Here is a 13,109-nt window from a genome sequence, read left to right as displayed (position 1 = left end):
TCACGGCCCTGAGTCCGGACAGCGTTCCGATGCCTGCGATGTGGCCGTCAAAGATCCATCGTTTGCCCATGGAACCACGGTAGCCACGCCAGCACGCGTGTTCCACCTGCCGGTGGCACTGCCGCCCGGGCCGGGGCCCGACTGGGATAACCTAGAGCAGTGACTTACGAGATTGAGATTGGCCGTGGAAAGCGTGGGCGTCGTGCCTACTCCCTGGACGACATTGCGATCGTCCCCAACCGGCGTACGCGCGACCCCAAGGACGTATCCGTCTCGTGGCAGATTGATGCCTACAAGTTCGACATGCCCGTCATCGCCGCGCCGATGGATTCCGCGATGTCGCCGGAAACGGTCATCGCGCTGGGCCGGCTCGGCGGCCTCGGCGTCCTCGACCTGGAAGGCCTGTGGACCCGCTACGAGGACCCGCAGCCTGTGCTGGACCAGATTGCCGCCCTCGAGAACGAAACCAACAGCCCGGCCGTCACCCGGCGGATGCAGGAGCTCTACCAGGCCCCGATCCAGCCCGAACTGGTCACCTCCCGGCTGGCGGAGATCCGCGCTGCCGGAGTCACGGTGGCCGGCTCCCTGACACCGCAGCGCACGCAGGAGCACTACAAGACCGTGGTTGCCGCCGGCGTCGACATCTTCGTCATCCGGGGGACCACCGTCTCGGCGGAACATGTCTCCAAGGACCACGAGCCCCTGAACCTCAAGCAGTTCATTTACGAACTCGACGTCCCCGTGATCGTCGGCGGAGCGGCCGGCTACACCCCGGCCCTGCACCTGATGCGCACCGGCGCCGCGGGTGTGCTCGTCGGGTTCGGCGGGGGAGCCACCACCACCACCCGCCGCGCCCTCGGCATCCATTCGCCGATGGCGTCCGCCATCTCCGACGTCGCCGCCGCCCGCCGGGACTACATGGATGAATCCGGCGGACGCTACGCGCACGTGATCGCCGACGGCGGAATGGGCAGCTCCGGTGATATCGTCAAGGCCATCGCCATGGGCGCCGACGCCGTGATGCTGGGCAGTGCCCTCGCGCGCGCCGAGGAAGCACCCGGCAAGGGCTGGCACTGGGGCCAGGAAGCCCACCACCTCGAACTGCCCCGCGGCGACAGGGTCAACGTGGGAACGGTCGGTCCGCTCGAGGAAGTCCTGTTCGGGCCGGGCCACCACACCAATGGCACCTCCAACCTGATCGGTGCGCTGCGCCGTTCGATGGCAACCACCGGCTACTCGGACCTGAAAGAGTTCCAGCGCGTCGACGTCGTCGTCTCGCCGTACGCCGGCAACTGAACCCCGCGCCGGCGCAGCCTGGGGCCCTGCCCATCCGGAGAACTTGGAAGTAGTGTGGTGCACTACGAGGTTTGATCCGGATGGAGGCGTGAGATGAACAGTTTTCCTGGTGGGGCTCCCTTGGCAGGCGGGGCGCTGGGGCCAGCGGAGCGTGAAGCGTCCCTCGCTGCCCTCAAAGCCAGCACGGAACCCGGCAAGGAGCTCGACATCCTGATCGTCGGCGGCGGCATCGTCGGCGCCGGAGCCGCCTTGGATGCCGTGACGCGCGGCCTGAGCGTGGGCATTGTCGAGGCAAACGACTGGGCCGCAGGCACATCGTCGCGGTCCTCGAAGCTCATCCATGGCGGCTTGCGCTACCTGGAGATGCTGGACTTCGCGCTGGTCAAGGAAGCGCTGCACGAGCGCGGACTGATTCTCTCCGTCCTGGCCCCGCACCTTGCCAGGCCGGTGCCGTTTCTGTACCCGCTCACCAAGCGCTTCGTGGAGCGGCCCTACGTCGGCTCCGGGATCGCCCTCTATGACGCCATGTCCATTACCGGCGGTCACAGCCGCGGCGTCCCGTTCCACAAGCACCTGTCGCGGCGCGGCACCCTGCGGGCGGCGCCGAGCCTCAAGGACGATGCCTTCGTCGGGTCCATCCGGTACTACGACGGGCAGGTCGACGACGCGAAATACGTCGCCAACCTGGTGCGCACGGCGGCGTACTACGGCGCGCATGCCGTGAACCAGACGGCAGTGGTCGACTTTACCCGGGAGGGCGAACGCGTGGTCGGCGCCAAGGTCGTCAACCACGAGGACGGCTCCAGCTTCAACATCCGAGCCAAGCAGGTCATCAATGCCACGGGCGTCTGGACCGACGAGACCCAGGCCATGGTCACCGACCGGGGCCAACTGAAAGTGCGGGCCTCCAAGGGCATCCATCTGGTGGTGCCGCGGGACCGCYTCCAATCCACGGTGGGCCTGATCTTGCGGACCGAAAAATCCGTGCTTTTCGTCATTCCCTGGGGCCGGCACTGGATCATCGGCACCACCGACACCGACTGGCACCTGGACAAGGCACACCCGGCGGCGTCCAGCAAGGACATCGACTACCTCCTCGAACACGTCAACAAGGTCCTGAAACGGCCGCTGACCCGCGAAGACGTCGAAGGCGTCTACGCCGGCCTGCGCCCGCTGCTGGCGGGGGAGAACGATTCGACCGCCAAGCTGTCACGCGAGCACGTGGTGGCCCATCCGGTTCCCGGCCTCGTCGTCGTGGCCGGCGGCAAATGGACCACCTACCGGGTCATGGCGAAAGACGCCGTCGACGAGGCGACACGCAGCATGGACGAGCGCGTCCCGCCGTCGTGCACCGAGTCCATTCCGCTGCTGGGTGCGAGCGGCTTCAAGGCCGCGTGGAACAGGCGCAACCGGATGGCGGAGGAAACCGGGGTGCACGTGGCGCGGATCGAACACCTGCTCAACCGCTACGGCTCCATGGCGCCGGAGGTGCTGGCGCTCATCAAGGAGAACCCCGATCTCGGTGAGCCGCTGCCCGGCGCCGACGACTACCTCGCCGCCGAAGCGGTGTACGCGGCCAAATTCGAGGGCGCCCGGCATGTCCAGGACGTGCTGACCCGCCGGACCCGGATTTCGATCGAGGCGTGGGACCGCGGCGTGTCAGCCGCGCCGGTGGTCGCTAAACTGATCGGAGAAGTTCTCGGCTGGAGCGACACGCAGCGCGAGAGCGAGATCAAGCACTATCTGGCCCGGGTCGACGCCGAACGGCTGAGCCAGCAGCAGCCGGATGACGAATCCGCAGACGCCGCACGCCTGGGCGTCGAGGACATCGTTCCGCTGCGCTGACCGGGGTGCCGTACGGCGCACCGGCGCCCTGTACCGACGCCACTTCGAAGGGACACCTCTTGGCGGAACCACTGGACCGGTACGATGCCGACCTCACCACGCCGCAGATGGTGATCCTTGAGTTGGATGCGGAGGATAAATTCGACGCCTCCGCGCAGCTGGCCCAGCGGATGTACGAGGCCGGCCGGATCTCCGACCTGGAGGGGTTCCTCGGCCACGTCAACGCCCGCGAACACCAACTGGCGACCGGACTCCCCGGCGGGATCGGCCTGCCCCACGCCCGCAGCGAGTTTGTCTCCCGCACCTCAATCGCGGTGGGCATCACGAAGTATGGCCGGGCCCTGGACTTCGGTGCCGCCGACGGGCCGGCCACCGTCATCCTGCTGATCGCGACGCCGGCGAGCTCGTTCTCCGACCACCTCGAAGTGCTGGCCACCCTGGCGCGCTCGCTGTCCAAGGAGTCGTTCCGGGAGTCGCTCCGGCGCGCCTACGACCCTGAGGTGATCTCGGAACTGATCAATTCCAGCCTGGTGTTCTTCGACCACTGAACACCGGGCGGCCGCTCCTGCGCCGCCCGGGCCCGTTTCGCTGTTCTACACGCGGACGAAGTACGGTTAAGGGGTGCTGAAAACCGCCCTCCAACCCCGCTGGATCGCAGGCCTCGTGCTTGCGCTCGTGATTTCTGGCGTCTTTGTGCTGCTGAGCCAGTGGCAGTTCGGCCGTTCCACACGGTCCGAGGCGCCGGTCTCCGCCGGTACCGAGGAGCCCCGGCCGCTCACCGCCGTGCTGAAGCCGGGGGTGTTCTTCCCCGGATCCGCGGCCGATCAGGTTGTCACCGCGTCCGGCCACTATGACCCGCAGAAGCAGGTGCTGGTGCCCGGACGGATCAACGACGGCGCGAAGGGTTTTTGGATCGTCTCCGCCTTCGCAGTCCAGGGCGCTCCGGCGCTGACCGGCGCCGGAGCCTCGCCGCAAACCTGGATTCCAGTGGCCCGCGGCTGGGTGGCCGACGCCGCAGACGCCCCGGCGCCGCCGCGAGGCACGGTGGAACTCACCGGGCGGCTGATTCCCTCCGAGGCGCCGCTGCCGAACACCGACGACGGCCCCGGGCGCGCCAGCGCCGTCTCCGTCGCGGAACTCATCAACGTCTGGGACGTAAGCAGTTTCCCAGGCTTCGTCGCGGCCAGCGCGGAGCGCTCCGCCGGCACGGACGTGGCCGTCTCCGGCCCGGTCCGGCCGTTGAACATCGGGCCGCAGCCGCCCGCGCAGACGGTCAACTGGCTCAACTTGTTCTACGCCGCGGAGTGGGTCGTTTTTGCCGGCTTCGCGCTGTTCATCTGGTGGCGCCTGGTCAAGGACGACTACCGACGCGGCCTTGAAGACGCCGAAGACGAAGCGGCGGCCCTCCGCGCCGCCGGCGGACCCCAGGACGCCGATTCCACCGAAACCGACCCGTATTCAACCAATCCGAGAGTGCAATCATGATCGAGCCCAAGCCGGCCGTCCAGCCGCAGCAGCCCAACGGAACGGGAAGCCCCAGCGGCAAGAAGCGCCGCTTCGGCGGAACTGAGGCGCAGATCCGCTCCGCACTGAAGTTCTACAAGGTCCTCGCCTACCTCACGGGCTCCATGCTGCTCCTCCTTTGCGCCGAACTGATCGCCCGCTACGGCTTCGGCCACTACTTGTTTGCCGGCGGCACCAACGCTGTCACCGGCAAACCGTTCGGTTTCGGTTTCACCGACGCCGAGCCGCCGGGAGTCATCGGGGGAGTGAACGTATCTGTCGCGGTGCTGATCGTCCACGGCTGGATGTACGTCGTTTACCTGATCTCCAACTTCCGCCTCTGGTCGCTGATGCGGTGGCCGTTCGCCAAGCTCATCATCCTGGCCCTGGGCGGCGTCGTGCCGTTTCTGTCCTTCTTCGTGGAGAAGAAGTTCCACGCCCAGGTGGAGGCGGAACTGGCCGCCAATCCGCAGGCATCGCAGCGCTACTGACCCGCCCTTCTGAACAGCCCGCGCCGGCTTGTGAGTTCGCTTACCCGAGGCTTCTCAAGGTGCGGGCGACCGGCGCCGCAAAGTAGGCTGGGAGCGTGACCACTCCCACTGCATCCCAGACGTCCCACAGGCCCGTGCTGGTTGTTGACTACGGTGCCCAGTACGCGCAGCTGATTGCCCGCCGCGTCCGGGAAGCGAATGTGTATTCGGAAGTCGTTCCGCATACCTACAGCACCGAGCAACTGCTGGCCAAGAACCCGGCCGCCATCATCCTCTCCGGCGGCCCGGCGAGTGTATACGCGGAAGGCGCCCCGAGCGTCAGCGCGGACCTGTTCGAAGCCGGCGTCCCGGTCTTCGGCATCTGCTACGGCTTCCAGGCCATGGCCAACGCCCTCGGCGGGAAGGTGGCCCGGACCGGGCTCCGCGAATACGGAGCCACCGAGACCACTACCCTCGGCGAAGGCCGCTCCATCCTTGAGGGGATGCCCCAGCACCAGAGCACCTGGATGAGTCATGGCGACTCCGTTCATGAGGCCCCGGAGGGCTTCGAGGTCCTCGCCACGACGGCGGGCGCCGACGTTGCCGCGTTCGCCAACGAGGAGAGGGGCCTCTACGGCGTGCAGTGGCACCCCGAAGTGAAGCACTCTGCCTACGGCCAGCAGGTGCTGGAGAACTTCCTGTTCAAGGGCGCCAAGCTGGAACCGAACTGGACCGCGGGCAACATCCTCGACGAACAGATCGAACGGATCCGCGAGCAGATTGGCGGCGCACGGGTGATCTGTGGGCTATCCGGCGGCGTCGACTCCGCCGTGGCGGCCGCCCTTGTCCAGCGCGCTGTCGGCGACCAGCTGACCTGTGTCTTCGTGGACCACGGCCTGCTGCGTGAAGGCGAAGCAGAACAGGTCGAGCGCGACTTCGTGGCCGCCACCGGTGTGAAGCTCTACGTCGCCAACGAGCAGGAACGCTTTCAGGCGGCTTTGGCCGGGGTCAGTGATCCCGAAACCAAGCGCAAGATCATCGGCCGGGAGTTCATCCGGGCCTTTGAGGAAGCCGAACACGCCATCATCGCCGAGGCCGCGGCGCACGGCGAAAAGATCAAGTTCCTGGTCCAAGGCACCCTGTACCCCGACGTCGTCGAATCCGGCGGCGGCGAAGGCGCGGCGAACATCAAGAGCCACCACAACGTGGGCGGCCTGCCGGAAGACCTGCAGTTCGAACTCGTGGAACCGCTGCGGGCATTGTTCAAGGACGAGGTCCGTGCCGTCGGCGCCCAGCTGGGCCTGCCGCAGGAGATCGTCGGCCGGCAGCCCTTCCCGGGCCCGGGCCTCGGCATCCGGATCGTCGGCGAGGTCACCAAGGAGCGGCTGGACCTGCTGCGCAAGGCCGACGCGATCGCGCGTGCCGAACTGACGGCGGCCGGCCTTGACAACGAGGTCTGGCAGATGCCCGTGGTGCTGCTGGCGGACGTCCGCAGCGTCGGGGTGCAGGGCGACGGCCGCACCTATGGCCACCCGATTGTGCTGCGGCCGGTGTCCTCCGAGGACGCCATGACGGCCGACTGGTCGCGGCTGCCGTACGACCTGCTGGCCCGGATCTCAAACCGGATCACCAACGAGGTGGACGGCGTCAACCGCGTCGTGCTGGATGTCACCAGCAAGCCGCCGGGAACCATCGAGTGGGAATAGCGTTGTGAATGGCCGGCCTCCTCCGAGGCCGGCCATTCTCTATTTCCTGTGCCGGGCGGCCTGGCGGCAATTCGCCGGACCAATTTGGCGTGCGTCAGTGTTGCGGCCGCTCTCCGACGCCGGATTCGGGCTACCCTCGAAAGCATGCCGGTATGGTCCAGAGCGTCCCGCGCGAGCGCAGAAACCGCGAGAGTAGAAAAGAAGGCAGCAGTGTCAGTTGGTCAAGGCCACCCCGAGGGCTCCGAGGAGTTCAGGAAATGGCTGTCGGGCCTCAAGCCCGTCACCGGAGCAGACACCATGCTGCGCTTCACGAAAACTCCCGAGGGCTCCATTGACCTGACCCACGCCCATCCCTCCGGCCTGGCCCAACTGATGGCCGGCCGCCGCACCCGCCTGTCGACCCTGATCCGGGACCGTCAGCAGTACGTCGTCGCCGCCCGGGCCTCACGCAACCTTCGATCCAAGATCTTCGAACTCGCCAACGACCGCGGCATCGACGCCGGCTATTTCTCCGCCGGCACCGTCGTCTGGACTTCCGCCGTCGGGGGCAAGCCGCAACGCGTGTCCGCGCCGGTCATGCTCACCGCCATTTCCCTGACCATTCGCCCCGGCGAGGACGATTACGAACTGCAGCTCACCGAGCAGGCCCGGATCAACCCGGCCCTGGTCCGGCACCTGAAGTCCATTCACGGCATCGTCTTCGACGTGAACGCTGTGACCCGGATGGCCTACAGCACGGCTCGGTACGATCCGCAGCCTGTCCTGGACCGTCTCGGCACGCTGATCCAGCCGATCCACGGCGCCGAAATCGAGCACAACCTGCTGGTCTCGACCTTCGCAGACCTTTCCGGGAACCTGGATGATCCGTGGATCAACCAGAGCAACCCGCTCGTGGCGGCGCTGGAACGCGCCGCCACCGGTGCACCGGTGGACGTGCCCGTGCTCCAGGACGGAAGGTTTCCGAGCACGGATCAACGGAGCCCGGCCGATGAGCTCCTCCTCCTCGACGCCGACACGGACCAGCAATACGTCGTCGACGCCGTCCGCGCGGGCGATTCGCTCGTGGTCAGCAGCCCGCCGGGCACCGGCCAGACCCAGACCGCGATTAACACCATCGGCGCCCTGATCGACGAGGGCAGGAGCGTCCTGGTTGTCGGCGACCGGCGGGCCAGCCTCGGTGAACTCACGGCGCAGTTGGAGACGCTGGGGCTCGAGTCGGTGCTCGTCCAGCTCGCCGGCAACTCCACGCCGCTGCAGCTCAAGGGCCAGCTGGTCCGGGCGATCGTCCGCAACGAAAAGTCGCTCGAACCGCAGCTGAAGAACCTTCACTCCACCCTAACTGCGCACCGGCACGCGCTGATGGACCACGTCGCTTCGCTGCACAACGTCCGCCAGCGCTGGGGGTGCTCGCCCTACGAGGCGATGCAGTCCCTCGCGGCGCTGACCGCGATCCACCCGGCGCCGGCCACCACCGTCCGACTCAAGCGCAGCGTCCTGGACAGCATCCGCGACCGCGAGGAACTCGCGGGACGACTCCGCCGGGCGGCGGAACTGGGCAGCTTCAGCCGCGCGTCGACCATGAGCCCGTGGCACGGCGCCCGGCTCCTGACGCGTAAGGAAACCGAGGAGGCACAACAGGTAGCCTGCTCGGTCGCCGAAAAGCTCCCTCAGTTGCGCGAGCGGATGAACGGCGTCGCCGAGCACGCGGAGATCCGGCTCGGCGAAACCTTCGCCGAGTGGGGCGACCAGATCGACCTGCTGGTCGCGGTCCGCGAAAGCCTGGACAAGTTCACCCCCGACATTTTCGACCGGCCCGTGCATGACCTCATCTCGGCCACGGCCCCGTCGGCGTGGCGCCGGGAACGGAACATCGACATGCCCTCCATGCAACGCTCCCGATTGCGCAGGGTTGCCAAGGAGTACGTGCGCCCCGGCGTGCACATCGCCGACCTCCACAGTTCGCTGCTGCTGGTCCAGGACCAGCGCGCCACGTGGGCGGAGTACGCCACCACCCAGCGGCACCCGGCCGTGCCGTCCGGACTGGCCGAAATCACCGCACTGTTCCGGGAACTGGAAGCCGAGCTGGCTGAGCTCGGCGCCGCCGTCCAGCACACCCGCGCCGGTGGAGGCCTCCACGACACCCCCTACGGCGAGCTGACGGAACGGCTGGACCGCCTCGTCGCGGACACCGGTACGCTTGAAACCCTGCCCGAGCGGACGCTGCTGGTGGAGAACATGCGCGAGCACGGCCTCGGCGAGCTGCTCGCCGATCTGGCCGAGCGGGAGGTGCCGGCCGAATCGGTGGCCGCGGAGCTTGAGCTGGCCTGGTGGCAGTCGGCCCTGGAAGCCATGATCAGCGGCGACGACTATCTCGCCATGTCCGACGGCGACGCCCTCCGCCAGCTCGAAGCAGAATACCGACTCGCGGACAACGCCCACATCGCCAGCGGTGCTGCCCGGCTGCGCTGGAAACTGGCCGAACGCTGGCGGGCTGCCCTTACCGAACACCCCCGGCAGTCCGAGCTACTGCGCAGCCTGCTCAAGGACGGCCGGGTAACGCCTGCGGCGTTGACCGCGCAGTCAGCCGAGCTCATCCCCATGCTGGTGCCGGTCTGGTCCGTCAGCCCCTATCTTCTCACCAGCCTCTTGCCGGCCGAACAGCGCTTCGACGCGGTCGTGATCCTTGACGCCGAGGCGACGTCACTGCAAGCCGTACTGCCCGCCGTCGCGCGCTCCCGTCAGGTCATTGCCTTCGGCGACGACCAGATCGCCAGCCCGCGCGGCTTCACCGTGGGCGTCGAGCGGCTCGCCGCCGGCGAAAGCTCGCACCAGCGCGTGGACAGCGCGTACCAGGCTCTGGCGGCCGTGCTGCCGGTGCGGAAACTCAGGACCGTCTACCGCGCCGTCGACGAGGACGTCGTGCGACAGCTAAGCAATGGGTTCTATGACGGAGAACTCCGCCGGCTGCCCGAGGGCCAGTCTGCGACCGGCCTGGAGCGCGCGCTGACGGTGGAATACCTGCCGGATGGGACCGGCCTGCCGAGCGCTGACCACGACGGCGTCGAATCGGTGGTAGCCGAAGTGAACCGCGTGGTGGACTTGGTCTTCGAACATGCGAGACTCCGCCCCCGCACCTCGCTGGCGGTCGTGACGGGCAGCCTCCGGCACGCTGCCCGGATCGGCGAGGCCATCCGGCGGCAACTGCCCAACCACCCCCTGCTGGGCAGTTTCTTCACCGCCGGCGACGAGTCGTTCCGGGTGGTCGACCTGGAGCGTGCCCAGGGTCTGGTCCGCGACCGGGTGATCTTCTCGCCCGGCTACGGCCGCACCCCGCACGGGCGGGCGCTGCACAACCTCGGACCGCTGTCTGCCGAAGGCGGCCGTGCCCGGTTCGCCCTCGCGATGACGCGGGCCCGGCGCTCCTTGCACGTGCTGAGCTGTTTCCGCCCCGAAGACCTGGATGTCACCCGCCTGAGCCACGGCGCGGTGGACTTCTACGAACTCCTGGACCGGGAAATCGCGGGCAACTCCGCGTTGGGAAGCCCGGCCTCCCGTGCGGCTGCCAGCGAACAGGCACTCGGCGCCGACCCGTTGGTGGCAGACCTCGGCGACCGGCTCCGCGCCCGCGGGGCCCGGGTCTGGCATCAGTACGACGGTGTCCTGGACATGGTGGCCGCAGCCGACCCGATGCACACCATCGGCCAGGACGACGCCGAGATCCCCAGTCCCGTCGCCATCGAGTCTGACGGCACCGAGCGGTACCGGCGGATGACCGTTCGTGAGCGCAGCCGCCTGCGCCCGCAACTGTTGGAACGCATGGGCTGGCGGTACATGCCATTATGGACGATAGAGGTGTTCACCGATCCCTCGGTCTGCGCGGACCGGATCGGCGGCTACCTCGGCTTGGAGAAGCCCGTCGCGTCGAACCGGCTTCGGACCTCGCCCGGCTTTTCCGACGACATCGAGAACCTGAGCGTAGAAGACGGGCAGGACACGTATGCGTCCGCCGCGGACCGGGGATGACCGGCGGATAATTGCCCACGGGCAAGCTAGAGCTATTCGCAGCAAGGAGGCCGGCGGCATGAACGCAGACGGCGACAAGAGCAACAATACGGGGCGGGACGGCGGCGAACGCCGCGATGCCCAGCGGGGGAGCGTCCCGGCGGCCGCTTCCCCGGCTGTCCCAGCGGCGGACCTGACCGCAGGAGACCCGCGGCACGATCCGCAGCAGCGCCGACCCAAGCGTCGGGCCGCGGCACCCGCCACAGGTCCTGGGGGAGTGCTGCCCAACAAGGCCGCGGAGGACGATCCGCGCCGTTGGGGCGACCAACCCGGGAGCTATGACCACGACGCCTGGCTGCTGGAGCAAAAGCCTCCACACTGGGGCTGACCTCCCGCGGACGGCCCCAGGAGTTCGGCTGTCACCCGGTTAGCCTGGCCGTGCGCCGACCAGGACAAAGAACAACTTGCCTTGGGTTGATGCGCCGGCGAGTCTCCGGGCCTGGTCGGGGTCGGCCGCTACCACCATCAGGCCGTCCGTCTCCCCGCCGTCGAGCCATTGGCCGGCGCGGCCGCCGTGTGCGGAGGTCCACAGCACTGGCACCGCGGTCGCGAGCAGTTGGGACGCAGCGGCCTGCTCGTAGCCGTTGCCGCTGGTCATCACCACATTGACGAGCTGTCCGGGAGAGACCAGCTGGATGGATGCAGGGTCCGCCATGCGGAGCGGAACGGCCGCAGCCCCGGGCGGGCTGCCAGCCAGAAGCCCCGGACCAACGAGTTGGGAATCTGAGAAGAGCTGGCCCTGGCGGAGCCCCACGGCGAGCTGTTTACCCTCCAGCGCGGCGAGATTGAGGGAACCGCCGGGAAGCACGCCCGGCGGGACTTCGATCGCGGCGAGGTCGGCGGCCGCCAGTACTCTCCCGGCCGGAAGGTCCTTGGCGGCTGCCCAGGCGGGAACGGTCGCGTCGGGTGCCGGCGTCAGCTGCTGAACCGTCAGGCCGGTGGCGACGCACAGCAGGAGGGCAACTGCCAGCCGGCGGTTGCGCCTGATCCATCCCTGGAGGCGACGGCGCCGCGGCGGTTGGCGGGAGCTGCTGCCGGAGCGGAAGGCGGTGCCATACGGCCGGGACCTTCCATGCGGGGAGGGCGGGGGCGCCACACGTAGGCGTGCTGGAAAGGAGTCTGACGGGCGGCTGCGATGGGCCATGTCGACACGCTATGGCGGTTCCGCCCAGCGGCGTCAGACCTGGTCGGCGCTATGTGGACAACACCTCGGGCTGATAACGCTGTGCGCCGACAGGATGTTCTGCAGCGAACGCAATCCGGAAATCCGCTCGCGGCCTCGGGAGTCTTAGCTGGCCGCTGCCGATGCCGGTGCGGCGGCAGGTGCTGCCGCGGTGGGAGCGGGCGTCACGGTGCTGCCCTTGGAATCGCGAGAGTCGGTCCGGTAGAAGCCGGAGCCCTTGAACACGACGCCCACGCTGTTGAATTTCTTGCGCAGGGTCCCTTCGCACTCGGGGCAGGACGTCAGTGAGCTGTCCGTGAATGACTGCACGATCTCGAAGGCGTGGCTGCAGTCCTTGCAGGCGTATGCGTACGTGGGCACCGGGTTTCCTCCTCTGGGGCAAACGAGCAGGTCCCTCGGCTGCCGCGGGCGGTTCGCCGTCACCAGCTTCGGTGTGTAGCGAAGTGCATTAGCAGTCTCAGGGCCTGAGTGCCAATTCTATCACCCGCCGGGGGGCGCCTCGGCAAGTGGCGCTAGCGGGACGAGCCCTCCGGGGGTCAGTGCGGACGCAACCTTACGGTCGAAAGACTCGGCCGGAATGCTGCCGGCCGGCAACACTTCGGCGTCGTAGACGATCGCCGCCGTCGGAAGCGGGGCGCCAGCGGGGGCGGCGCCGTCCCCGCGAAGTTTCATGAGCTCGGCAAGGAACTTGTCGTAATAACCGCCCCCCTGGCCGATCCGGTTGCCCGAGCGGTCCAGGGCGGTGGCGGGCAGGAAAATCCCGGTCACGTCAAGCATCACGGACGTGCCGAGCCGTTCACCGGCTGGCTCTTGGATGGGCGCGTAGCGGCTGCGGAYAAAAACGGAGGCCGGGGTCCAGTACACCCAGCTCAGAGTAAGGTCCGGTTCGCAGACCGGCAGCAGTACCCGGTGCCCGGCGTCGTGCAGTGCCCACAGGAGTGGCAGGGTGGGCGGCTCGGAGCCGACGCCGAGGTAGGCGCCGAACGTGCGCTGTCCGCCGCGGGCCAGTCCGGCTGCCCAAGCCAGGCCGTGACGGGCCAATGC

11 protein-coding genes are annotated in these 13,109 nt (G+C 68.1%); 8 read left to right on the top strand and 3 right to left on the bottom strand.

All coding sequences use genetic code 11. The features are described from left to right. The first annotated feature begins 159 nt into the window (after positions 1–159). The 8 genes from AB4Y86_RS02795 (at position 160) to AB4Y86_RS02760 (ending at position 11,210) form a co-directional block, all read left to right on the top strand. The gene (locus AB4Y86_RS02795) at positions 160–1,296 is read left to right on the top strand and encodes a GuaB3 family IMP dehydrogenase-related protein (protein WP_441399911.1); all 1,137 of its coding nucleotides are present in this window, start codon (positions 160–162) and stop codon (positions 1,294–1,296) included. A 93-nt stretch (positions 1,297–1,389) separates the two neighbouring features. After that, complete coding sequence (locus AB4Y86_RS02790; RefSeq protein WP_441399910.1) at positions 1,390–3,141, top strand: glycerol-3-phosphate dehydrogenase/oxidase; 1,752 nt, start codon at positions 1,390–1,392, stop codon at positions 3,139–3,141. Positions 3,142–3,200: 59 nt separating this feature from the next. Continuing rightward, entirely contained in the window at positions 3,201–3,689 is a 489-nt protein-coding gene (locus AB4Y86_RS02785; protein WP_441399909.1) for a PTS sugar transporter subunit IIA, read from the top strand. A gap of 73 nt (positions 3,690–3,762) precedes the next feature. Then, entirely contained in the window at positions 3,763–4,626 is an 864-nt protein-coding gene (locus tag AB4Y86_RS02780) for an SURF1 family protein (RefSeq protein ID WP_441399908.1), read from the top strand. Continuing rightward, positions 4,623–5,135 (top strand): DUF3817 domain-containing protein, encoded by a 513-nt coding sequence (locus tag AB4Y86_RS02775; protein WP_441399907.1) that lies wholly within the window; start codon positions 4,623–4,625, stop codon positions 5,133–5,135. Before AB4Y86_RS02780 ends, AB4Y86_RS02775 begins: the two co-directional genes overlap by 4 nt. A gap of 95 nt (positions 5,136–5,230) precedes the next feature. Further along, complete coding sequence (guaA, locus tag AB4Y86_RS02770; RefSeq protein ID WP_441399906.1) at positions 5,231–6,820, top strand: glutamine-hydrolyzing GMP synthase; 1,590 nt, start codon at positions 5,231–5,233, stop codon at positions 6,818–6,820. A 210-nt stretch (positions 6,821–7,030) separates the two neighbouring features. Further along, on the top strand, positions 7,031–10,843 hold the full coding sequence (locus AB4Y86_RS02765) for an AAA family ATPase (RefSeq protein ID WP_441399905.1): 3,813 nt from the start codon (positions 7,031–7,033) through the stop codon (positions 10,841–10,843). A 58-nt stretch (positions 10,844–10,901) separates the two neighbouring features. Beyond that, entirely contained in the window at positions 10,902–11,210 is a 309-nt protein-coding gene (locus AB4Y86_RS02760) for a hypothetical protein (protein WP_441399904.1), read from the top strand. A 39-nt stretch (positions 11,211–11,249) separates the two neighbouring features. On the opposite strand, the gene AB4Y86_RS02755 is transcribed toward AB4Y86_RS02760, so the two are convergent. The 3 genes from AB4Y86_RS02755 to AB4Y86_RS02745 all read right to left on the bottom strand — a co-directional run. After that, positions 11,250–11,978, bottom strand: coding sequence for an RcpC/CpaB family pilus assembly protein (locus tag AB4Y86_RS02755; RefSeq protein WP_441399903.1), 729 nt, complete (start codon positions 11,976–11,978; stop codon positions 11,250–11,252). Between the two features lie 192 nt (positions 11,979–12,170). After that, entirely contained in the window at positions 12,171–12,425 is a 255-nt protein-coding gene (locus AB4Y86_RS02750; protein WP_441399902.1) for an FmdB family zinc ribbon protein, read from the bottom strand. 120 nt (positions 12,426–12,545) lie between these two features. After that, the coding region (locus AB4Y86_RS02745; RefSeq protein ID WP_441399901.1) for a 5-formyltetrahydrofolate cyclo-ligase at positions 12,546–13,109 on the bottom strand (564 nt) is incomplete at its 5' end.

This window comes from Arthrobacter sp. 2YAF22_2 (assembly GCF_052114645.1).
In the GTDB taxonomy this organism is placed as follows: Bacteria; Actinomycetota; Actinomycetes; order Actinomycetales; family Micrococcaceae; genus Arthrobacter.
This window is presented reverse-complemented; position numbering and strand designations above follow the sequence as displayed.

What these genes read in the sequence shown, in the direction of transcription:
- AB4Y86_RS02775 (WP_441399907.1), top strand. Translation starts at nt 4,623, where the DNA reads ATGATCGAGCCCAAGCCGGCCGTCCAGCCGCAGCAGCCCAACGGAACG.
- AB4Y86_RS02760 (WP_441399904.1), top strand. Translation starts at nt 10,902, where the DNA reads ATGAACGCAGACGGCGACAAGAGCAACAATACGGGGCGGGACGGCGGC.